A 20,483-nucleotide genomic window follows, 5' to 3' on the forward strand; every position below is an offset into this window, starting at 1 on the left:
CGTTTTGTCTTAAGGGAGTTTTATGATGCGCAAAACGCTGCTGGCGGTGGCGCTGTCCGTTACCGCTCTGTCCGCGCACGCGGACTACCAATGTAGCGTCACGCCGCGTGACGACGTGATCCTCAGCCCGCATCAGGTGCAGGTAACAGGGGAGAACGGCGATCTGGTGATTAAACCGGACGGCAATCTGACCTATAACGGAAAACAGTATTCTCTGACTGCGGCCCAGCGTGAACAGGCCCAGGATTATCAGGCCGGCTTGCGCAGCAGCCTGCCATGGATTGATGACGGCGCGCGTACGCGAGTCGAAAAAGGGCGTCAGGCGCTGGATAAAATTATTACCGAGCAGGTTGGCGCCAGCAGCAGTATGCATGGTCGTCTGACCAAACTTGACGCGCAGCTGAAAACCCAGATGAACCGCATTATTGAACGTCGCAGCGACGGCCTGACTTTCCATTACAAAGCGATCGATCAGGTGCGCGCCGACGGCCAGCAGCTGGTTAATCAGGCGATGGGCGGCATTCTGCAGGACAGTATCAACGAGATGGGCGCGAAGGCGGTCCTGAAAGGCGGTGGCAATCCGCTGCAGGGGATCCTCGGCAGCCTCGGCGGCCTGCAAACCGCGATTCAGGAAGAGTGGAAAAACCAGGAAGCGGATTTCCAGAAATTTGGTAAAGACGTTTGTAGCCGGGTCGTCTCCCTTGAAGACAGCCGCAAAGCGCTGGTGAGTTCCCTGAAATAACGCTCTCTGCGGTGTGCCGCGGCCTTCACCGGGGCACACCACGTTCAACCTTCTCAGGCACGTCCGTGCGAAACGCGGGAACGGCGGGCCAGCGAGTCAATAATCACCGCAATCGCCAGCACGCAGCCGGTAATGATGTAGCGTAGCGATGACGGCAAATTCAACAGCGTCAAACCATTCGAAATCGACTGAATCACGATGATCCCCAGCAGAGCGGACCAGGCGCTTCCGCGCCCGCCGAACAGACTGGTACCGCCGATGACCGCCGCCGCAATGGCGTTCAGGTTCACGTCACCGGTCCCGGCCTGCTGGCTCGCCGAGGCCAGTCGGGAAGCGGCCAGAATGCCGCCAAAGGTGGCGAGCGTGCTGCAGAGTACAAAAGCGCTGACGTAAATAGCCCGCACGTTGATCCCTGAACGACGTGCGGCTTCGCGGTTGCCGCCGACGGCAAACATAGATCGCCCCCATTGAGTCCGCTTGAGCGCATAGTTGAGCATCATCACGAAGGCGACGAACAGGCCGAAAATCCACGGTACGCCGCGCCCGAGATTAAGATAGAACACGGCGGCTTCAAAGATGACCGTAAGCAGAATCGCGCGCAACAACAGTGAGCTGACGGCTTCCGCCGACAGGTTCGCTGCCAGGCGGCGCGTACGCGTTTTGAGGCCAAATATCAGAATCGCCAGCCCGGGCAGCAGCGCCATAAGATGAGAGAACCAGCCCGGCATCACCAGCAGCTGGCCAAAGCGCACCAGCGGAGAGGCGTAGGGCAGGTTAATGCTGCCGCTGGGCCCGAGGATATACAGCTGCAGCCCGAGCAGGGCCAGCAGGCCGGCGAGCGTCGCGACGAAGCTTGGCATGCCGACGCGGTTATACAGCAGAGCGTAAAGCAGCCCGACGGCGATACCGCACAGCAGCGCAACGGCAATCGCTGCGGCAACCGGCCAGCCGGCATTAACCCACAGCACGCCAACAATCGCCGAAGAGAGTCCGCTCATTGAGCCCACCGAAAGATCGATTTCGCCGAGCATCAGTACGCAGACGATCCCCAGTGAGATAAACCCAACGGTAGCACAGTCAAAAAGCAGGTTAACCAGGTTATTGGGTGCGATATAGACCGGGTTGAGCCAGGTGAAAACCAGGGAGATCACGATCAGCCCGGCGATGACCGGCGCGGTCCCCAGATCGCCGGTTTTGATACGATTGAACTGCGCACGTACCACGCCGAACAGGCCGTCGTTGTGCTGGACGCGCTCATCGCTGCGATCCAGAGCGGGGCGGGATGCTGTCTTGCTGTTCATAAAATTAAATCACTCCGGAAGCGCTAGACTGTGATTTTCGTTCGACGCGACGCGAAACGGCGTTCTCTGTTGCGCCGGTAATGGCCGCCACCAGATCCTGATTTGAGGCGTCGGGGGTAAAGATGCCTTTATTGCGCCCGAGCCGCAGCACCACGATGCGATCGGCCACCGCACGGACGTCTTCCATGTTGTGGCTGATGATAATGACGCCGAGGCCGCGCTCGCGAACGCGCTCAATCAAATTGAGCACTTCCGCCGTCTGGGCCACGCCGAGCGCGGCGGTGGGCTCATCAAGCATGATGATTTTGGGGTTCATCAGCAGCGAACGCGCGATCGCCACCGTCTGGCGCTGGCCGCCGGAAAGCGAGGCAATCGGCTCGCGCACCGACGGGATTCTGGCCGCCAGCTCCTGCAATAGCGTCCAGGCCCGCACCTCCATCGCCACTTCGTCCAGCTGCAGCGGCGAAATTTCGTGGCCTAAAAACAGGTTCGCGACGACGTCGAGATTTTCGCACAGCGCTAAATCCTGAAAGACCGTGGCGATACCGTACTCCAGCGCCTTGCCCGGACTGTCGAGAGTGATGGCTTTACCGTCAAACTCAATAGTGCCGGTCGTGGGCTGGTGTACGCCGGCGAGAATTTTCACCAGCGTGGATTTTCCCGCGCCGTTATCGCCCACCAGGGCGACCACTTCGCCGGCATGAACCTCCAGCTCGATATCCGTCAGAGCGGAGACCGCGCCGAAGTGTTTGGAGACATGACTCAGTTTTAAAATAGGTTGCCTGGTGTTGGCGACGATGTCTTGTTGTTGCGACATAAAAAAGACCTCAATGATGGCGAAACTACGCCCGTCGGCGACGACGGACGCAGGGGCAGCATTACTTCTCAATACCTAATTTCTGGCAGGCTGCGGTGTAATCACCGGTACACACCTGCGCGTAGGTCTGGATCTTTTTATCGAAAATTTCCGCTTTGATATTTTTGGCGGTGATGACTGCCGGGGTAAACAGCTGAGAAGGCGTGTTGTACAGCGTGGTGCTCGCCTGCGGTTTCTTACCCTGAATGAGTTCTACGGCCACTTTCGCCGCGGCCGCGGCAACGATTTCTGACGGTTTGGAGATGGTGTTGTACTGGTCGCCAGCGATGATGAGCTGCAGCGCGGCAATCGTCGCGTCGTTCCCGGTGACCGGCGGAACCGGCTGTACGCCGGCGGCTTTAAAAGCGGCAATGGCGCCGCCGCCGGTGCCGTCATTGGCCGCGACGACGCCTTTAATTTTGTCCCCGAAGCGGGTGATCTGCCCGGCGGCCCACTCCTGCGCTTTTGGCGGCGCCCATTCCGGAGTATCAAACTCCGCGAGGGTGGTGTAACCCGACGCTTTCAGCCCACGATGAATACCATCGCGGATAAGCCCTGCGGCGGCATCGGTCGGCGAGCCATTAATCTGCAGGACGCCGGCCCCTTTTGGCACGCCGCTCTCTTGCAGATGATTAACCAACGATTGTGAAATCGCATAGCCGATACCTTCGTTATCAAACGAGACGTAAAAATCGGCAGGCTTGTCGGGGATCGGGCGATCGTAAGCGATCACTTTAACATCCTGAGCCTGGGCATTTTCGACCAGGGCGGCGGCCGCGGAGGAGTCAACCGGATCGAGAACGATAATCTTCGCTCCCTGGGCAATGACCGAATTGAACTGCTGCTGTTGCAGCGTCGCGCTGGCGTTAGCGTTTTGATAAATGACCTTACACTCTGCGCACAGTTTGCTCATTTCCGCTTTGAAACCGGGGAAATCATGCTGCTCATAACGCGTGGAGGCCTGGTCGGGCATGAGAAATGCCACGGTGGCGGATTCGGCCGCTTGTGCCGACGCGGAAATACCGCCGGATATTGTTGCGAGTGCGATAAAAATATTACGGTAATTCATTATATTACCCTCTTTTTTATGTGCTTGAGCCCGCCAGCCTGAGCCGACGTCATAAAGACTTTTTTAATAAGAGTTACCAATAATTCACATGTAGGATACTTCGGTTTTACATTTGCTCAACCGATGAAGCAGGATTACCACCGCACTAAAACGGAGTCAAGAAATGGAAAAAAGTCGATGCGGATTTGTGATTGGCTGCAAAGAATTGCATAAAAAGTGATCGGGTAATTTGACCGGCTCGGGAACAAAAAACGGACGGAGAAGTGAGGGAGAAAAGAACAACAACGGGCGGTCAAGGACCGCCCGGGGGGATTACTCTTCGCTGAGAAACAGCTCCAGCAGCGAGTTTAAAAACAGCTTACCGTGCTCGGTTATCTGCCAGCAGTGCTCATCTTCAGCCAGGTAGCCCTGGGCGATGGCGGCATCAATTTGCGGCCGGATCACGCGTTCTTCCAGACCGGTATAGCGGCAGAATTCACTGCGCGGTGCCGCCTCCAGCAGACGGAAGCGGTTCATAAAGAACTCGAAGGGTTTGTCGGCGGCTGCCACGTCATGCTGGCGTTCGAGGTAGCGGCCTTCCATGTAGCCCCGCGGATGGCGCGTTTTTGCCGTACGCAGAATGCGCCCGTCCGGGAAGGTGATTTTCCCGTGCGCGCCGCAGCCGATGCCAAGGTAGTCGCCAAAGCGCCAGTAGTTCAGGTTGTGCTGACACTGATAACCCGGTTTGGCATAGGCCGAGGTCTCATACTGCTGATAACCTGCCGCCGTGAGCAGACGATGTCCCTGCTCAAAGATATCCCACAGGGCGTCGTCATCCGGCAGTACCGGCGGACGGGAGCCAAACAGGGTATTTGGCTCAATGGTCAGTTGATACCAGGAGAGATGCGGCGGATTAAGGTCGATGGCCTGACGCAGATCGTCCAGCGCCTCTTCCAGCGACTGATCCGGCAGGCCGTGCATCAGGTCAAGATTGAAGCTGCGTAGCCCGAGACCGCTGGCCAGGTGCGCCGCCCGTTTCGCCTCTGCGGGGCCGTGAATACGGCCCAGGCGCTGCAGTTTAGGTTCGCTAAAGCTTTGCACGCCGATGGAGATGCGGTTCACGCCTGCACGCTGGTACTCCACGAAGCGATCGGCTTCCACGGTGCCTGGGTTGGCTTCCATGGTGATCTCCGCACCCGCGGCCAGCGGCAGGCAGTCGCGCACGCCGTCGAGCAGAGTTTGCATGGCCGGCCCGGAGAGCAGGCTCGGCGTCCCCCCGCCAATGAAAATCGTGCCGATTTCACGTCCCTGGGCATAGGCTGCATCGGCCCGCAGGTCGGTCAGCAGATGCTGCACATAATCATCGTGCGGCACCTCGCCCTTTAGCGCATGCGAGTTGAAGTCGCAGTACGGACATTTCTGCACACACCATGGGATATGAATATACAGGCTCAGAGGCGGCAAATTAGCCATTACGTAACGCTTCCAGTAACAGTTTCAACGCGCGCCCGCGATGGGAAATCGCGCTTTTTTCTTCACGGCTGAGTTCCGCCGCGGTCTTGCCCTCGGTCGGAACAAAGAAGATCGGGTCATAGCCGAAGCCACCGCTGCCCGCCGCCTGCCGGGTAATGACCCCAGGCCAGCTGCCGTGACAAACAACCGGCGTCGGGTCGGCCGCATGTCGCAGATAGACCAGCACGCAGTGGAATTGTGCCTGACGCTGGTCGTCCGGGACGTCCTTCAGGGCAGCGAGCAGTTTTTCCAGGTTCTGCTGGTCGGTAGCGTCTTCTCCGGAGTAACGCGCTGAATAGATTCCCGGCGCGCCGCCCAGCGCGTCTACCGCAATACCGGAATCGTCGGCAATCGCCGGTAAGCCGGTTATCTGTGCGGCATGGCGGGCTTTCAGAATCGCATTTTCGATAAAGGTCAGTCCGGTTTCCTCGGCGGAATCCACGCCCAGCTCGGTTTGAGCAACGATATCCAGTCCAAAATCTTCCAGCAGCGAGGCCAGCTCGCGAACCTTCCCGGCGTTACCGGTGGCGAGAACAACTTTTTGCATCATTAATCCTGTCTATTTTGTCAGTGCCGCGACCGCAGTCGGGATCTGTTGCGGGTTGATGATTTTTATCTGTTTGTGGCGACCAAGCTCCCCTTTTTCAAGCAGAACCTGGCTTTTCGCGACACGAAACTGTTTGGCGAGGAATTTAACCAGATGGGCGTTAGCCTGGCCATCTACGGGGGGAGCGGTAATGGCGACTTTCAGTTCGTCGCCATGTAAACCAACGATGCTATCACGGCTGGCCTTGGGCTGAATATACAGCCGCAACACCAGCCCGTCAGCGCAGACTTCGACGGCACTCATAGCGCCATCCACAGCCCCGGAAGCAGAACGTTACCCGTCGCCTGCAGCAGTTCGGCGATGCCCATATTGACCACGTACAGCAGCAGCACCAGCACCATCGGCGAAAAGTCGATACCGCCCATTGACGGCAGCATTTTGCGGATAGGGCGCAGCAGCGGGTCGGCCAGCTGCATCAGAACGAACTCCACCGGACTACGGCCCTGGCTTACCCAGCTCATGATCGCCATCAGTAGCAGTACCCAGAATATCAGCAGGCCGACGGTCTTAATCAGAATCAGCAGCGCGGAGATCCAGATAATTGGCTGGAAGGTGACCACCATAAACAGCACGATGGCTTTCACAACGCAGAGAATAAAGGCGATCAGCAGCGAGGAGCTGTCGATGGGGCCCATCGCCGGGATAATGCGTCGCAGCGGCCCGACGACAGGCTGGGTGACCTTAACGACAAACTGCGAAAACGGGTTGTAAAAATCGCAGCGTGCCCACTGCATCCAGACGCGTAGCAACATGATCATGGTGTAGAGTTCAATGACCGTTGCCAGCAGGAAAGTCAACGTCTTCATGGCGTTCCTCAGATTCCTTAATTTTTGCTGTAGTCGCGCGCACCGAAAATTGCGGTACCGATGCGCACCATCGTGCTTCCCGCCGCGATTGCGGCTTCCATATCATCCGACATGCCCAAAGACAACGTATCGACCGTAGGGTATTGCGTTTTCAATCGCGTAAATGCTACCGCCATTTGTTGGGCCACGGCAAACTGCCTTACATATTCTGACTCAGGTGCCGGAATTGCCATTAACCCGCGTAGACGCAGGTTGGGCAGGGCGGCAATCTCCGCTGCCAGTCCATCCAGCGCATCAAGCAGAATGCCCGACTTGCTCTGTTCGTCACTAATGTTTATTTGAATCAAGACATTAAGCGGCGGAAGGTGCGAAGGGCGCTGCTCGCTAAGCCGCGTGGCGATTTTCAGACGATCGACGGTGTGGCACCAGTCAAAGTGTTCCGCCACCAGACGACTTTTGTTGGACTGCAGCGGCCCGATAAAGTGCCACTGCAGCGAAGAGGCGCCTGCTTCCTGGAAGTAGCGGATTTTTTCCACCCCTTCCTGGACGTAGTTTTCGCCAAAGGCCACCTGGCCTGCGGCTATCGCTTCTTCAATGGCACTCGCAGGTTTAGTTTTACTCACTGCAAGCAATGTAATTTCTTCTGGAGCGCGGCCGCAGCGTGCGGCAGCGTCTGAGATTTTGTCCCGGACCTGTGCCAGGTTATGCGCAATATCGTTCATATTCCGAGGATGTGTTATGGAGCTGGAAGAAATCGTGGCCCTTAGTGTAAAGCATAATGTCTCCGATCTACACCTGTGCAATACCTCGGCAGCGCGCTGGCGTCGGCAGGGAAAGCTTGAGCCGGCGCCATTTCACACGCCGGATATCGTGAAATGGCTTGACAGGTGGCTCGATGAGAAACAGCGTGCGCACTGGCGGGCCAACGGACAGGTGGATTTTGCTTTAGCCCCCGTCGGCGTCCCGCGCCTTCGCGCCAGCGCATTTTCTCACGCCCGGGGTATTTCATTAGCGCTACGCCTGTTGCCGGAAAGCTGCCCCCGGATTGAGGCGCTGCGTGTACCGGCGGCGCTGACGGAACTGCTGAATGAAGAAAGCGGTTTGATTCTGGTGACCGGCGCCACCGGCAGCGGTAAGTCGACCACCCTCGCGGCGATGGTCAACCATCTCAACCAGCAGCGTGAAGGGCATATTCTGACGCTGGAAGATCCGGTGGAGTTTGTCCATCACAGCGAGCGATGCCTGATTCAACAACGTGAAATCGGACGTGACTGCCCCTCTTTTTCCTCGGCGCTGAAGGGGGCGCTGCGCCAGGATCCCGATGTGATTCTGTTGGGTGAGCTGCGCGATAACGAAACGATCCGCCTGGCGCTGACCGCCGCGGAGACCGGACATCTGGTGATGGCCACGCTGCATACCCGAGGTGCGGCACAGGCGATTGAGCGTCTGGTGGATGTCTTCCCCGCGCAGGAAAAAGAACAAATACGCAGCCAGCTAGCGGGAAGTTTATGTGCGGTGCTGGCACAAAAATTATTGCCGACAGCGTCAGAGGGAAGAGTTGCGCTATATGAGCTTTTGGTGAATACCCCAGCGGTAGCGAATTTGATCCGCGAGGGGAAAACTCATCAATTGCCGGGGATTATGCAAACCGGTCAACAAGCCGGAATGCTGACTTTTACGCAAAGTTTTCAACAACGTGTGGCAGCGGGCCTGTTATAAGCGCTGTTTTAATATTCAGTTGTCATGCCAGTGTGTTGTTATCGTAATGTTTTATTAATGTTTGTGGTTATTATGGCTGAATATAATTCAGTCATAAATGACTACGTCAAATTAACGACCTCAGTGAAATAGCGAATGGCATTTTACTCGCAGAACAAAGAAAAAAATAAGATTATCTTTTGACACTTTTCGCATGTTCGACTTATGCTGTTCATGGAAATAGGATGTTTCCTGTGAAATAGTGTTTTAAAATGTAAATTTATTAATTTTTTGTAATTTTAGGTTTAATTCATTTAACCACCATGATGGTGGGTGTTTGCTAAGGAGAGTTTTAAGTGATTAATTTTTCAGATAATTTATCTTTTTCTCGTCAGGTTTTTTTTATTACTCACCCGTCAATTCAGAGTAAGGCGTTTGCCACTTACCTGACCGATACATTGTCGGTTATGGTGACACTTCATAATATTAACAAACCGCTAACTCAGCATCTGCCGAAAGAATCGGTAATATTATTCGATATCGCCGTATCGAATAAAAAGCTCAACGGGGTATGGCGAGATGTTATTCAATCTTATGCGGAAAATCCGCGGCTGCTGATTATCAACAGCGCCCAAAAATATGAGCTTTATGAAATGGCGCAGTGGCCTGCGCTGTATGGCGTCTTCCGCCATGACGATGATGAATCGCGCTTAATTGAGGGCGTTAAGGCCGTACTTAATGGCGAACAGACGGCTGAATTGAGCGTGATGCACCCGGCGATATATGCCGCGGACCATACATCGATCCCGGCGGAGAGTTCGCCGCTCACCGAGCGTGAATGTGAAATTCTCAATGAATTACGCTGCGGCGCAACCAACATGGATATTGCTCGCGCGCTGTTTATCAGTGAAAACACGGTACGTACACATCTGTACAATGTTTTCCGTAAGCTGAGCGTAAAAAACCGCACCCAGGCAGTCAGCTGGGCGAATGAACATTTACGCCACTAGGCATTAAGACAGGCGAAAGAGCAATGGCGCCACTTTGCAGAAGAGGGCGCCATCATTATGGCTTCGGGATCAGAAGCCCTGCTCGAAGTAGCTTTCCAGAATAATCACCGCGGAGGCAGAATCAATGCTGCCTTTGTTCAGGGCGCGGAATCCACCGTGCTCAAATAGCCCGGCACGAGCTTCTACCGTGCTCAAACGCTCGTCGTGCAGAGTGATTTTCACCCCAAAGCGGCCGTGAATTTTATTGGCGAAGTTACGTGCGCGCGCGGTGAGCGGTTGCTCAGTTCCGTCCATATTCAGCGGCAGGCCGACGATGACCGCCTCTGGTTGCCACTCTTTAAGCAGTTTTTCGATAACGTTCCAGTCCGGTTTACCATCCTGTGCCTTCAGCGCAGGAAGCGGGCGTGCGGTACCGGTGATGCGTTGACCGACCGCAACGCCGATACTTTTGGTACCGAAATCAAAACCCAGCAGCGTTCCGCTCATTATGCATGCCCCGCTATGCCGGGCATCGTCACAATGTCGATACCGATCAGTTTCGCCGCCTCGCGCCAACGATCGGCAATAGGCGTTTTAAACAAAATATTCTGATCCGCCGGGGCCGTCAGCCAGGCGTTATCAAGGATTTCCTGCTCCAGCTGACCCTTTTCCCAGGAGGAATAGCCCAGCGCGACCAGGACGTTAGCCGGCTGCTTGTCCGTGCCGAGCGTTTCGAGTACGTCGCGGGAAGTGGTGATCACCGTGTTATCGGAGATGCGAATGCTGGAGGAAAAATCAGAAGGCGGTGAGTGCAGAATAAAACCGCGATCTTCCGCCAGCGGCCCGCCGAGCATCACCGGCTTATCCAGACGAATCTCCGGATTGCGCGGTTCAGCGACAATGTTTAACTTTTCCAGAATTCCGTCAATCTGCAAGTTTTCCAGCGGCTTATTGATGATAATGCCCATGGCGCCATCGTCGTTGTATTCGCAGATATAGACCACGGAGCGGCGGAATATCGGATCCTGAAGAGCAGGCATGGCAATCAGAAAGTGATGCTGTAAATTCATTGTCAGAGGTTCTGTTCCTGGTTCAAAAAGCAGCACCCAGTATGCGGGTAAAGCAAGGACCTGTCGATTCAACTTTATCTTTCAGGCGACAGGGGCGTTGATTTCCTCGCTCAACCCGGTCACATAGTGGACTATGCTCCCGGGTACTCGCTGCGTCATCGCCTGCCTGTAGCCCGAAATCTTTCGTTGAATCTCGCGGCGTATCTTTCAGACGACAGGGGCGTTGATTTCCTCGCTCAACCCGGTCACATAGTGGACTATGCTCCCGGGTACTCGCTGCGTCATCGCCTGCCTGTAGCCCGAAATCTTTCGTTGAATCTCGCGGCGTATCTTTCAGACGACAGGGGCGTTGATTTCCTCGCTCAACCCGGTCACATAGTGGATTATGCTCCCGGGTACTCGCTGCGTCATCGCCTGCCTGTAGCCCGAAATCTTTCGTTGAATCTCGCGGCGTATCTTTCAGGCGACAGGGGCGTTGATTTCCTCGCTCAACCCGGTCACAGAGTGGACTATGCTCCCGGGCACTCGCTGCGTCATCGCCTGCCTGTAGCCCGAAATCTTTCGTTGAATCTCGCGGCGTATCTCCCAGGCGACAGGGGCGTTGATTTCCTCGCTCAACCCGGTCACAGAGTGGACTATGCTCCCGGGCACTCGCTGCGTCATCGCCTGCCTGTAGCCCGAAATCTTTCGTTGAATCTCGCGGCGTATCTTTCAGGCGACAGGGGCGTTGATTTCCTCGCTTAACCCGGTCACAGAGTGGACTATGCTCCCGGGTACTCGCTGCGTCATCGCCTGCCTGTAGCCCGAAATCTTTCGTTGCATCAGTAGATCTTGCAGACTAACAATACGGGGCTGTTAGCCTGAGAGATCCTATTTTCCGAGGCGCTTCTCGATAGCATCCATCAGCATACCGGTGATGGAGATCGGGAACGCGGCTTCAATTTCACGCACGCAGGTTGGGCTGGTGACGTTAATTTCCGTCAGACGATCGCCGATGATATCCAGACCGACAAAGATCAGCCCTTTGGCTTTCAGCGTTGGCCCGACGCGGCGCGCAATGGCCCAGTCGCTATCGCTCAGCGGACGGGCTTCGCCGCGGCCACCGGCAGCAAGATTACCGCGGGTTTCGCCACCCTGTGGGATACGCGCCAGGCAATAAGGCACCGGCTCACCGTCGACAACCAGCACGCGCTTATCGCCATCTTTAATGGCCGGCAGGTAGTTCTGCGCCATGCAGTAACGGCTGCCCAGCTCGGTCAGGGTTTCCGCAATTACCGGCAGGTTCGGATCGCCCTCTTTCACGCGAAAAATAGAGGTACCGCCCATGCCGTCCAGCGGTTTCAGAATAATGTCGCCGTGTTTTTCCCAGAAGGCTTTCAGCTGGGCCTTATTGCGGGTCACCAGCGTTTCCGGAGTCAGGTCGGCAAACCAGGCGGTAAACAGCTTCTCGTTACAGTCGCGCAGGCTCTGCGGCTTATTGACGATCAGCGTGCCTTTATCTTCAGCACGTTCAAGAATATAGGTCGCGTAAATAAACTCGGTATCGAACGGCGGATCTTTACGCATCAGAATGACGTCGAGATCCGCCAGCGGCAGATCCTGCTCAGCGGTAAACTCATACCACTTATCGTAATTCTGCTCCACGCTGAGCTTGCGCGTGCGGGCGCGGGCTTCCCCGTTGATTAAGTACAGGTCGTTCATCTCCATATAATGGAGTTCATAGCCGCGACGCTGCGCTTCCAGCAACATAGCGAAGCTGGTGTCTTTCTTGATGTTGATGGTTGCGATGGGGTCCATCACGATGCCGAGCTTGATCATTGTTATTCTCCGTTAACGCTTCAACCTAAGTCGCCAAAACGCACCTGCAGCGCGGTAATGGCAGTGAGCGCAGTTGTCTCTGTACGCAGAACGCGCGGTCCCAACAGAATATCAGTAAACTGGTAGCGAGCGGTCATCGCTATCTCTTCCGCTGACAGGCCGCCTTCCGGGCCAATCAGCAAACGAACGCGTTCAACCGGCAACGGCAGCGTGTTGATACTGGCGCTGGCGCGCGGGTGCAGATTGAGCTTCAGGCCATTATCCTGCTCAGCGCACCAGGCCTCCAGCTGCATCGCCGGGCGAATCTCCGGCACCACGTTGCGGCCGCTCTGCTCGCAGGCAGCGATGGCGATTTTTTGCCACTGCTGGATCTTTTTCTGCAAACGTTCGGCATCCAGTTTAACGCCGCAGCGCTCGGAAAACAGTGGCGTTATGAGGCTTACACCAAGTTCAATCGATTTCTGGATGGTGAATTCCATCTTTTCGCCGCGCGACATCACCTGGCCCAGGTGAATATGCAGAGGGGATTCGCGATCGTCTGTTTCGCTGCCAATCACGTCAACTAACACGTTTTTCTTTCCGGCTTCGGCGATCACCGCCTCGAAAACCTGATTACTGCCGTCAAAAAGCTGGATTGCCTGGCCTTTGCCCATACGTAATACGCGGCCAACGTGATTGGCGGCATCGTCAGAGAGGGCGATTTGACTGCCCACGGTAACAAGTTCCGGGTGGTGGATGCGAGGGATGCGCATGCTGGGTATTCCGTTCTTCGCGCAGGTGCCGTTTTTCCCTGGCGGGGAAGCGGCGCCTGCAAATTAACAATTGCCGCTAGTGTAGGTTAGCTCTTTTGCGCCTGGCAAGCTTGCTGGACGTACGGATTGTGGTTGCCCTGTACTTTAGCGATGCGCTCGTCGCGTTCGCACTCCCAGGAGGTGACCGGATACATCTTATCCCAGGCAGTAAAAAGCTGGGTTTGCTGGCGGGAGAGGGTCAGCTGATAAGTATCGCGCATATAGAAGTAGGTACGGGCGATAGAACCGCGGGCGCGGGCGGGCGGCTCGGCAACCTTATCCTTAAAATCGACCTTCATGGCGCATTGGCCGTACTGGCCTTCGCCGCCGTTCCACTGGCTATACATAAAGTTGGCACGGTCGCCGTTAACTTCGCCCACGGCCGGCTGCAGGTTGTGCATATCGCTTTCCATCTTGCGATAGACCGGATCTTTGGCGCAGTTCTTCCGCCCGCCGTCCTGCCAGCACTGGCGCTGGTGGCCAAACTGCCAGGCCGGAACGACGTGCTCCCACTCGACCCGACTGGCGCGGTTTTCATTTTTACGCACTTTATAACCGCAGGACTCCAGATCGATAACGCCTTTTTTCCCCTGCCAGTCAATTTTACAGCCGCAGTAGAAATCGCCGGGGACATCGGCATTGACCTTAACCCCGGCGGCTTTCGCCTGGGAGAAACTGTTGATTCCTTCGGCCGCGACCTGGCCGCTACAGGCGGCAGTCAGAAACGCCGCGGCAAAAACATAAATACGGGACATCGTGAACTCCGTGTCAAAACGAGCCCGCAACGTAGCGAATGCGATTGTCAGATGCAATCAGTCAGATCAGAAAATTTCCAGTTGTAGCCGATATTTACTCTTCAGCGACCAGCAGATCGCCGCAGCGAATGCAGCGGTAGGTGGCTTCTCCCCGAACCACGCGGTTGTGGCGACGGACGGTAAGCTGATGTTGCTGGCACTGGCAGCGGTAGGGGAAGGTGTTCTGGCGAACGGAGTCGAGTTCAAAACGATGGGTGCGGCGGGCGGCGACACCGAGCACGCTTTCCATCATCCATTTCCACTCTTTGCCGTGCGGCGCCACGCGGCCGAAGTGTTTCCAGACCAGCAGATGCGCCAGTTCATGCGGGACGACCTCATCGATAAAGGCCTGCTGGTTTTCCAGCAGCAGTACCGGGTTGAGGCGAATTTCGTTCTTTTCCAGCCAGGCGGTACCGGCAGAGGTGCCGCGCTGCTGATAGACCAGGCTTGGTTCCGGGTACTGACGGCCAAGCTTGAGGTTTGCCTGGGCGAGCTTTTCCCGCAGGCTGCGCATAACGGCCTGCTGAATGGCGATGGGAATTCGGGGCGTTTTCATAGCGCCAGAGGATAGTGCGCCGTGAAGGGGAGAGCAAGAGGCAGACGCTTCCTCCCGCCGGGGGAGGAAGCGTTAACGGTCAGTCGCGAGCGCCGATTTCGCGCAGCGGGCGGCCTTTCATCAGGTTACGTTCGATGTGTTCCAGAGAAACGTTTTTGGTTTCCGGGATAAGCCACAGCGTCAGCAGAATGAACAGGACGTTCAGACCGCCGTAGACCCAGAAGGTGTTCGCGCTGCCCAGCGAGTTAAGCATGGTCAGGAAGGTGGCGCCGACGATCATATTGGCAATCCAGTTGGTTGCCGTAGAGCAGGTGATGCCGAAATCGCGGCCTTTGAGCGGCTGAATTTCGGAGCACAGGACCCAGATCAGCGGGCCGGCGCTCATGGCGAAGCCAACGATAAACATCAGCAGCATCAGCACAGCGAAGTACTGGGCGGCGGCTGAGTGAATACCCATGTGCATCATGGCGCCCAGCACGCCCATACCGGCGGCCATGACGATAAAGCCGAGGATTAGCGTCGGTTTACGGCCCCAACGGTCAACCAGGCCGATAGCGATGAAGGTCGCCAGCACGTTGGTCAGACCGACGATGACGGTCCCCCACATCTGTTCGGTGGTGTTGGTATAACCCGCCAGTTCAAAAATCTTCGGCGCGTAATACATGATGACGTTCATCCCGGTGAACTGTTGCATCACCTGCAGCAGGATGCCGAGGAATACGGCACGGCGGAAGTTGCTGTTCTCTTTAAACAGTTCCCAGCCAGACTGCTTGATCTTCAGGCTTTCACGGATTTCATCCAGCTCGCGTTTGGCTTCGGCGCTGGTATCACGCAGGCGCATCAGCACGCGTTCCGCATCAACAAAGCGGCGTTTGGCTGCAAACCAGCGCGGGCTGTCCGGCAGAAAGATAACGCCAATCAGCAGCAGAATCGCCGGGATGATAATCACGCCCAGCATCCAGCGCCATGCGCCGCTGTAGCTGAAGGCGGTGTCCGACAGATAGGCGCCGAGGATCCCGATGGTGATCATCAGCTGGTACATAGAGATCATACTGCCGCGGATTTTTTCTGGCGCAATTTCCGACAGGTACAGCGGGGCAGTGTACGAGGCGACGCCAACGGCCAGGCCGAGCAGCACGCGGGAGACGAGCAGCACTTCAACGTTCGGGGCGGCAGCGGAGAACAGCGAACCGGCGACGAACAGGATCGCGCCGATCATCAGGCTCTTTTTCCGCCCGAGACGGAAGGAGAGCCAGCCGCTGCCGACGGCGCCGACCGCAGCGCCGAACATCATGGAGCTTACCACCCACTCCTGAGTGTGAGCGCTAATCTGGAACTCGTTGGCAATAAAGGGTAAGGCACCCGCAATAACACCGATATCAAGGCCGAAAAGCAGGCCTGCCAGCGCGGCGAGGAAACAGACAAAGAACGTCATCGTTTTGTTCGAGCGCCCTTGTTTTTTGTTGTCAGGCATAACGCCCTCCAGTTGAGTTATTGATTCTGTCGATGCTTAGGGTAGGGGAGTCTATCGCAAAAAAACGTGATATCAGTCACGGCTGTGTAATCGGTTACACCAAGGTAAAGAAACGTAATCTATTAAAATTCATTAATTTCAAATAGATAAATGATTATAAATTTACCTGAGGAAAGCGATAATCAGATAAGCCTGAAACATAATGCAACATGGTGAAAAACTGTTTCACTAACGCATCATCATGCATGATTTGTGGCTATGGCTCTAATGTAATCGCTTTCATTAATTGTTGAAAAGGCTCGGCGGCAATGCGGCAGTGCGGGGGCGTCAGGGGAGAAGTGTCGAAGGGGGGAAAACAAAAAGGCCAGCGCGAAGCTGGCCTTTGAAACGGTAAAGCGCGCACTTATTTCAGGTCGGCAGCTTCACGCAGCAGAGCGGCTTTGTCGGTTTTTTCCCACGGGAAATGTTCACGACCAAAGTGACCGTATGCCGCCGTCTCTTTGTAGATCGGGTGCAGCAGATCCAGCATCTGAATCAGGCCGTACGGACGCAGGTCGAAGAATTCACGCACCAGCAGAGTCAGCTGCTCGGACGGCACTTTTTCGGTACCGAAGGTTTCCACCATAATAGAGGTCGGTTCTGCCACGCCGATAGCGTAGGAGACCTGAATCTCACAACGGTCAGCCAGGCCAGCCGCCACGATGTTTTTCGCGACATAGCGTGCGGCATAGGCCGCAGAACGGTCAACTTTAGACGGATCTTTACCGGAGAACGCGCCGCCGCCGTGGCGAGCCATGCCGCCGTAGGTATCCACGATGATTTTACGGCCGGTCAGACCGCAGTCGCCCATCGGGCCGCCGATAACAAAACGACCGGTCGGGTTGATGAAGAATTTGGTCGCGCTGTTCAGCCATTCAGTCGGCAGAACCGGCTTGATGATCTCTTCCATCACTGCTTCCTGCAGGGATTTCTGATCGATGTCTTCCGCGTGCTGAGTGGACAGAACCACGGCATCGATACCGACGATTTTGCCGTCGTCATACTGGAAGGTCACCTGGCTTTTCGCATCCGGACGCAGCCACGGCAGCGTGCCGTTTTTGCGCACTTCAGCCTGACGCTGCACCAGACGGTGAGCATAGGTGATCGGTGCCGGCATCAGAACGTCGGTTTCGTTGGTAGCATAGCCAAACATCAGGCCCTGGTCGCCCGCCCCTTGTTCCAGCGGATCGGCGCGGTCAACGCCCTGATTGATATCCGGGGACTGTTTGCCGATGGCGCTCAGTACGGCACAGGAGTTGGCATCAAAGCCCATATCGGAATGCACGTAGCCAATTTCACGAACCGTGTTACGGGTAATCTCTTCGATATCAACCCATGCGCTGGTGGTGATTTCACCGCCGACCAGCACCATGCCAGTTTTGACATAAGTTTCACACGCGACACGCGCTTTCGGATCCTGTTCAAGGATCGCATCCAGCACGGCGTCGGAGATTTGGTCAGCAATTTTGTCTGGATGCCCTTCTGATACGGACTCGGACGTAAAGAGGTGTTTTGCCATGTTTTATTTTACCTGTGGAGTATTCGTGTAGCTCATACTGTTGTGTGGATTAGCTGTGGTAGATGATTCTACCAAAACTTGCAGGTAGTGACACGAGCAGTCTGAGTGTTAATCAGTATAGACGGATTAACTTCTGGATGGCTATTTTAGGTCAAATCTTAATCCCATTTCCAGCCTTTTTTGATGCAGGTCGCATTGATGAAAAATAGAGGGTGGCAATTTTTCCTGCCATTCGCGGCAACTCGCCCATTTTTATTTTGCATTTTAGCCGGCTTATCGGTATAAAACGCCGCGCGCGGCTCATTAAAAAAGCGCACGAAGCACATCTCGTGACGCCACTTCCAGCCGGGTTAAGCAGTCTGTTTTTACAGAAATCCGCCGCGGTGTTTTGGCACCTGCTGTGGTATGTCTAGCTTTGGCTTATCGCTGGCCCGTATCGGGGCAGTGTGGAGGTGATATCAGATAATGAACCCACGTTTTTCATCCGACTCGTCGCGTCGTTCCGTCGCGCGTCGCTATCCCGCAACCTGCATCTCTTTCATGCAAATCAGCCGATGTTCTACCCGTCTCGGCGCTTCTCAGGATTCCAGGGCCGGCAGGCTATCTGAAAACTGAACAAGGGCGCTCTTGCTGTCGCAAGGGTTTTCTCGTGGTTTCTCCGGACTGTCATACTACGTTCGGGTATGTGTTTTACTATGATATGAATAAGAAACCGGTCGCGCAGTCGCAAAGCCAGCACTATCTGCTGGGGTTTAGGACTGTTCATGGGTTGTTATCGCGTCTTCGGACTGCGATAGTAGTCAATATTACAATTTGAGGTTCGCTATGTCTGACGACATTTCTTCAGTTTCGCCTTCGTCAGCAGGCGAACACGGCGTACTACGTTCCATGCAGGAGGTTGCGATGAGCTCCCAGGAAGCCAGCAAAATGCTACGTACTTACAATATTGCCTGGTGGGGTAATAACTACTACGACGTTAACGAACTGGGCCATATCAGCGTTTGCCCGGATCCTGACGTCCCGGAAGCGCGCGTTGACCTTGCAGAATTAGTGAAAGCACGCGAAGCGCAGGGGCAGCGCCTGCCGGCACTGTTCTGCTTCCCGCAGATCCTGCAACACCGACTGCGTTCGATTAACGCCGCGTTTAAACGCGCGCGTGAGTCCTACGGCTATAACGGCGACTACTTCCTGGTTTACCCGATCAAGGTTAACCAGCATCGCCGCGTGATTGAGTCGTTGATCCATTCCGGTGAACCGCTGGGTCTGGAAGCCGGCTCCAAGGCGGAGCTGATGGCGGTACTGGCGCACGCCGGTATGACCCGCAGCGTGATCGTCTGTAACGGCTACAAAGACCGCGAGTATATCCGTCTGGCGCTGGTCGGCGAAAAGATGGGCCACAAGGTCTATCTGGTCATCGAAAAGATGTCGGAAATCGCCATCGTGCTGGAAGAAGCCGAGCGCCTGAATGTCGTTCCGCGCCTTGGCGTGCGTGCGCGTCTGGCCTCGCAGGGCTCCGGTAAATGGCAGTCCTCCGGCGGTGAAAAATCGAAGTTCGGCCTGGCGGCAACACAGGTTCTGCAGCTGGTTGAGATTCTGCGCGCGGCAGGGCATCTGGAAAGCCTGCAGCTGCTGCACTTCCACCTCGGCTCGCAGATGGCCAACATTCGCGATATCGCCACCGGCGTGCGTGAATCGTCACGCTTCTATGTTGAGCTGCATAAGCTCGGCGTTAATATTCAGTGCTTCGATGTTGGCGGCGGTCTGGGCGTGGACTATGAAGGTACCCGTTCACAGTCCGACTGTTCGGTGAACTACGGCCTGAATGAGTACGCCAACAACATTATCTGGGCGATTGGCGATGCCTGTGAAGAGAACGGCCTGCCGCACCCGACGGTGATTACCGAATCCGGGCGCGCGGTTACCGCACACCACACCGTGCTGGTCTCCAACATCATCGGCGTTGAGCGCAACGAATACACCGAAGCGACCCCGCCTGCGCAAGACGCAGCGCGTCCGCTGCAGAGCATGTGGGAAACCTGGCAGGAGATGCACGAGACCGGTAATCGCCGCTCGCTGCGCGAATGGCTGCACGACAGCCAGATGGATCTCCACGATATTCATATCGGCTACTCGTCCGGTACCTTCAATCTTCAGGAGCGCGCCTGGGCAGAACAGCTGTATCTGAACATGTGCCATGAAGTCCAGAAACAGCTCGACCCGAGCAACCGCGCGCATCGTCCGATTATCGACGAACTGCAGGAGCGGATGGCGGATAAGATTTACGTCAACTTCTCGCTGTTCCAGTCGATGCCGGACGCGTGGGGTATCGATCAGCTGTTCCCGGTGATGCCGCTGGAAGGGCTGAACATGGTACCTGAACGCCGCGCGGTGCTGCTGGATATTACCTGCGACTCCGATGGCGCGATTGACCACTACGTGGATGGCGACGGGATTGCCACCACCATGCCGATGCCGGAATACGATCCTGAAAACCCGCCGATGCTGGGATTCTTTATGGTTGGCGCCTATCAGGAGATCCTCGGGAACATGCACAACCTGTTCGGCGATACTGAAGCGGTGGACGTCTTCGTCTTCCCTGACGGCAGCGTTGAGGTTGAGCTCTCCGACGAAGGGGATACCGTGGCGGATATGCTGCAATATGTGCAGCTCGATCCGAACACGCTGCTGACCCAGTTCCGCGATCAGGTGAAAAACTCCGGCCTCGACGAAGCGCTGCAGCAGCAGTTCCTCGAAGAGTTCGAAGCGGGGCTGTACGGATACACTTATCTGGAAGACGAGTAACCGTTGTTGCCCGGTGGCGCTGTGCTTACCGGGCCTACGGACGCTGGGCGGATAAGACCAG

Annotated in this window: 22 protein-coding genes; 6 read left to right on the forward strand and 16 right to left on the reverse strand. The window is 55.9% G+C overall.

The features are described from left to right. Positions 1-22 precede the first annotated feature (22 nt). Complete coding sequence (locus Q1L34_RS03825) at positions 23-742, forward strand: YggN family protein (RefSeq protein ID WP_015585744.1); 720 nt, start codon at positions 23-25, stop codon at positions 740-742. Positions 743-795: 53 nt separating this feature from the next. Here Q1L34_RS03825 and Q1L34_RS03830 read toward each other — a convergent pair whose 3' ends face one another. The 8 genes from Q1L34_RS03830 to Q1L34_RS03865 all read right to left on the reverse strand — a co-directional run bounded on the left by Q1L34_RS03830 (position 796) and on the right by Q1L34_RS03865 (position 7,594). Beyond that, positions 796-2,043, reverse strand: coding sequence for a sugar ABC transporter permease (locus Q1L34_RS03830; protein WP_004867516.1), 1,248 nt, complete (start codon positions 2,041-2,043; stop codon positions 796-798). A 4-nt stretch (positions 2,044-2,047) separates the two neighbouring features. Beyond that, positions 2,048-2,860, reverse strand: coding sequence for an ATP-binding cassette domain-containing protein (locus tag Q1L34_RS03835; protein ID WP_004867514.1), 813 nt, complete (start codon positions 2,858-2,860; stop codon positions 2,048-2,050). Positions 2,861-2,921: 61 nt separating this feature from the next. Continuing rightward, complete coding sequence (locus Q1L34_RS03840; protein WP_004867511.1) at positions 2,922-3,968, reverse strand: ABC transporter substrate-binding protein; 1,047 nt, start codon at positions 3,966-3,968, stop codon at positions 2,922-2,924. Positions 3,969-4,280: 312 nt separating this feature from the next. Continuing rightward, on the reverse strand, positions 4,281-5,420 hold the full coding sequence (hemW, locus tag Q1L34_RS03845; protein WP_015585745.1) for a radical SAM family heme chaperone HemW: 1,140 nt from the start codon (positions 5,418-5,420) through the stop codon (positions 4,281-4,283). Then, positions 5,413-6,006, reverse strand: coding sequence for an XTP/dITP diphosphatase (locus Q1L34_RS03850; RefSeq protein ID WP_048023395.1), 594 nt, complete (start codon positions 6,004-6,006; stop codon positions 5,413-5,415). The genes hemW and Q1L34_RS03850 overlap by 8 nt, the downstream gene beginning before the upstream one ends. A gap of 12 nt (positions 6,007-6,018) precedes the next feature. Further along, entirely contained in the window at positions 6,019-6,309 is a 291-nt protein-coding gene (yggU, locus tag Q1L34_RS03855; protein ID WP_004867501.1) for a DUF167 family protein YggU, read from the reverse strand. Next, complete coding sequence (locus Q1L34_RS03860; RefSeq protein ID WP_015585747.1) at positions 6,306-6,872, reverse strand: YggT family protein; 567 nt, start codon at positions 6,870-6,872, stop codon at positions 6,306-6,308. The genes yggU and Q1L34_RS03860 overlap by 4 nt, the downstream gene beginning before the upstream one ends. A 17-nt stretch (positions 6,873-6,889) precedes the next feature. Continuing rightward, positions 6,890-7,594: a YggS family pyridoxal phosphate-dependent enzyme gene (locus Q1L34_RS03865; protein WP_327204361.1), complete on the reverse strand. Its 705-nt coding sequence runs from the start codon at positions 7,592-7,594 to the stop codon at positions 6,890-6,892. Between the two features lie 16 nt (positions 7,595-7,610). On the opposite strand from Q1L34_RS03865, the gene Q1L34_RS03870 reads away from it, so the two are divergent. Both Q1L34_RS03870 and Q1L34_RS03875 read left to right on the forward strand, forming a co-directional pair. Beyond that, the gene (locus Q1L34_RS03870; protein WP_048023397.1) at positions 7,611-8,591 is read left to right on the forward strand and encodes a type IV pilus twitching motility protein PilT; all 981 of its coding nucleotides are present in this window, start codon (positions 7,611-7,613) and stop codon (positions 8,589-8,591) included. A gap of 335 nt (positions 8,592-8,926) precedes the next feature. Continuing rightward, positions 8,927-9,580, forward strand: coding sequence for a LuxR C-terminal-related transcriptional regulator (locus Q1L34_RS03875; RefSeq protein WP_327204362.1), 654 nt, complete (start codon positions 8,927-8,929; stop codon positions 9,578-9,580). 69 nt (positions 9,581-9,649) lie between these two features. Here the strand turns inward: Q1L34_RS03875 and ruvX are convergent, their stop codons facing one another. The 8 genes from ruvX to metK form a co-directional block, all read right to left on the reverse strand. Beyond that, complete coding sequence (gene ruvX, locus Q1L34_RS03880) at positions 9,650-10,066, reverse strand: Holliday junction resolvase RuvX (RefSeq protein WP_004867490.1); 417 nt, start codon at positions 10,064-10,066, stop codon at positions 9,650-9,652. Continuing rightward, a complete protein-coding gene (locus Q1L34_RS03885) occupies positions 10,066-10,629 on the reverse strand; it encodes a YqgE/AlgH family protein (RefSeq protein WP_015585751.1) in 564 nt (187 codons plus the stop codon). Before Q1L34_RS03885 ends, ruvX begins: the two co-directional genes overlap by 1 nt. An 870-nt stretch (positions 10,630-11,499) precedes the next feature. Beyond that, positions 11,500-12,447, reverse strand: a complete 948-nt coding sequence (gene gshB / locus Q1L34_RS03890) for a glutathione synthase (RefSeq protein ID WP_004867487.1) — start codon at positions 12,445-12,447, stop codon at positions 11,500-11,502. A gap of 20 nt (positions 12,448-12,467) precedes the next feature. Next, on the reverse strand, positions 12,468-13,199 hold the full coding sequence (rsmE, locus tag Q1L34_RS03895) for a 16S rRNA (uracil(1498)-N(3))-methyltransferase (RefSeq protein ID WP_064359200.1): 732 nt from the start codon (positions 13,197-13,199) through the stop codon (positions 12,468-12,470). Between the two features lie 86 nt (positions 13,200-13,285). Continuing rightward, positions 13,286-13,993: a deoxyribonuclease I gene (gene endA / locus Q1L34_RS03900; RefSeq protein WP_004867482.1), complete on the reverse strand. Its 708-nt coding sequence runs from the start codon at positions 13,991-13,993 to the stop codon at positions 13,286-13,288. A gap of 94 nt (positions 13,994-14,087) precedes the next feature. Beyond that, positions 14,088-14,588, reverse strand: a complete 501-nt coding sequence (locus Q1L34_RS03905; RefSeq protein WP_015585754.1) for a SprT family zinc-dependent metalloprotease — start codon at positions 14,586-14,588, stop codon at positions 14,088-14,090. Positions 14,589-14,667: 79 nt separating this feature from the next. After that, positions 14,668-16,062, reverse strand: coding sequence for a sugar porter family MFS transporter (locus Q1L34_RS03910; protein ID WP_004867478.1), 1,395 nt, complete (start codon positions 16,060-16,062; stop codon positions 14,668-14,670). Positions 16,063-16,465: 403 nt separating this feature from the next. Then, complete coding sequence (gene metK / locus Q1L34_RS03915) at positions 16,466-17,620, reverse strand: methionine adenosyltransferase (protein ID WP_327204363.1); 1,155 nt, start codon at positions 17,618-17,620, stop codon at positions 16,466-16,468. A gap of 540 nt (positions 17,621-18,160) precedes the next feature. On the opposite strand from metK, the gene Q1L34_RS28460 reads away from it, so the two are divergent. The 3 genes from Q1L34_RS28460 (at position 18,161) to speA (ending at position 20,422) form a co-directional block, all read left to right on the forward strand. Next, on the forward strand, positions 18,161-18,235 hold the full coding sequence (locus tag Q1L34_RS28460) for a hypothetical protein (RefSeq protein ID WP_418343590.1): 75 nt from the start codon (positions 18,161-18,163) through the stop codon (positions 18,233-18,235). Between the two features lie 85 nt (positions 18,236-18,320). Beyond that, complete coding sequence (gene yqgB / locus Q1L34_RS03920; protein WP_015585756.1) at positions 18,321-18,437, forward strand: acid stress response protein YqgB; 117 nt, start codon at positions 18,321-18,323, stop codon at positions 18,435-18,437. A gap of 8 nt (positions 18,438-18,445) precedes the next feature. Further along, complete coding sequence (speA, locus tag Q1L34_RS03925) at positions 18,446-20,422, forward strand: biosynthetic arginine decarboxylase (protein ID WP_004867474.1); 1,977 nt, start codon at positions 18,446-18,448, stop codon at positions 20,420-20,422. The last annotated feature ends 61 nt before the right edge of the window (positions 20,423-20,483 follow it).

Origin of the sequence: Klebsiella ornithinolytica (assembly GCF_030505655.1) — a bacterium.
Taxonomy (GTDB): domain Bacteria; phylum Pseudomonadota; class Gammaproteobacteria; order Enterobacterales; family Enterobacteriaceae; genus Klebsiella; species Klebsiella ornithinolytica.

What these genes read in the sequence shown, in the direction of transcription:
- Q1L34_RS03825 (WP_015585744.1), top strand. Translation starts at nt 23, where the DNA reads ATGATGCGCAAAACGCTGCTGGCGGTGGCGCTGTCCGTTACCGCTCTG.
- Q1L34_RS03830 (WP_004867516.1), bottom strand. Translation starts at nt 2,043, where the DNA reads ATGAACAGCAAGACAGCATCCCGCCCCGCTCTGGATCGCAGCGATGAG.
- Q1L34_RS03835 (WP_004867514.1), bottom strand. Translation starts at nt 2,860, where the DNA reads ATGTCGCAACAACAAGACATCGTCGCCAACACCAGGCAACCTATTTTA.
- Q1L34_RS03840 (WP_004867511.1), bottom strand. Translation starts at nt 3,968, where the DNA reads ATGAATTACCGTAATATTTTTATCGCACTCGCAACAATATCCGGCGGT.
- hemW (WP_015585745.1), bottom strand. Translation starts at nt 5,420, where the DNA reads ATGGCTAATTTGCCGCCTCTGAGCCTGTATATTCATATCCCATGGTGT.
- Q1L34_RS03850 (WP_048023395.1), bottom strand. Translation starts at nt 6,006, where the DNA reads ATGCAAAAAGTTGTTCTCGCCACCGGTAACGCCGGGAAGGTTCGCGAG.
- yggU (WP_004867501.1), bottom strand. Translation starts at nt 6,309, where the DNA reads ATGAGTGCCGTCGAAGTCTGCGCTGACGGGCTGGTGTTGCGGCTGTAT.
- Q1L34_RS03860 (WP_015585747.1), bottom strand. Translation starts at nt 6,872, where the DNA reads ATGAAGACGTTGACTTTCCTGCTGGCAACGGTCATTGAACTCTACACC.
- Q1L34_RS03865 (WP_327204361.1), bottom strand. Translation starts at nt 7,594, where the DNA reads ATGAACGATATTGCGCATAACCTGGCACAGGTCCGGGACAAAATCTCA.
- Q1L34_RS03870 (WP_048023397.1), top strand. Translation starts at nt 7,611, where the DNA reads ATGGAGCTGGAAGAAATCGTGGCCCTTAGTGTAAAGCATAATGTCTCC.
- ruvX (WP_004867490.1), bottom strand. Translation starts at nt 10,066, where the DNA reads ATGAGCGGAACGCTGCTGGGTTTTGATTTCGGTACCAAAAGTATCGGC.
- Q1L34_RS03885 (WP_015585751.1), bottom strand. Translation starts at nt 10,629, where the DNA reads ATGAATTTACAGCATCACTTTCTGATTGCCATGCCTGCTCTTCAGGAT.
- gshB (WP_004867487.1), bottom strand. Translation starts at nt 12,447, where the DNA reads ATGATCAAGCTCGGCATCGTGATGGACCCCATCGCAACCATCAACATC.
- rsmE (WP_064359200.1), bottom strand. Translation starts at nt 13,199, where the DNA reads ATGCGCATCCCTCGCATCCACCACCCGGAACTTGTTACCGTGGGCAGT.
- endA (WP_004867482.1), bottom strand. Translation starts at nt 13,993, where the DNA reads ATGTCCCGTATTTATGTTTTTGCCGCGGCGTTTCTGACTGCCGCCTGT.
- Q1L34_RS03905 (WP_015585754.1), bottom strand. Translation starts at nt 14,588, where the DNA reads ATGAAAACGCCCCGAATTCCCATCGCCATTCAGCAGGCCGTTATGCGC.
- Q1L34_RS03910 (WP_004867478.1), bottom strand. Translation starts at nt 16,062, where the DNA reads ATGCCTGACAACAAAAAACAAGGGCGCTCGAACAAAACGATGACGTTC.
- metK (WP_327204363.1), bottom strand. Translation starts at nt 17,620, where the DNA reads ATGGCAAAACACCTCTTTACGTCCGAGTCCGTATCAGAAGGGCATCCA.
- yqgB (WP_015585756.1), top strand. Translation starts at nt 18,321, where the DNA reads ATGAATAAGAAACCGGTCGCGCAGTCGCAAAGCCAGCACTATCTGCTG.
- speA (WP_004867474.1), top strand. Translation starts at nt 18,446, where the DNA reads ATGTCTGACGACATTTCTTCAGTTTCGCCTTCGTCAGCAGGCGAACAC.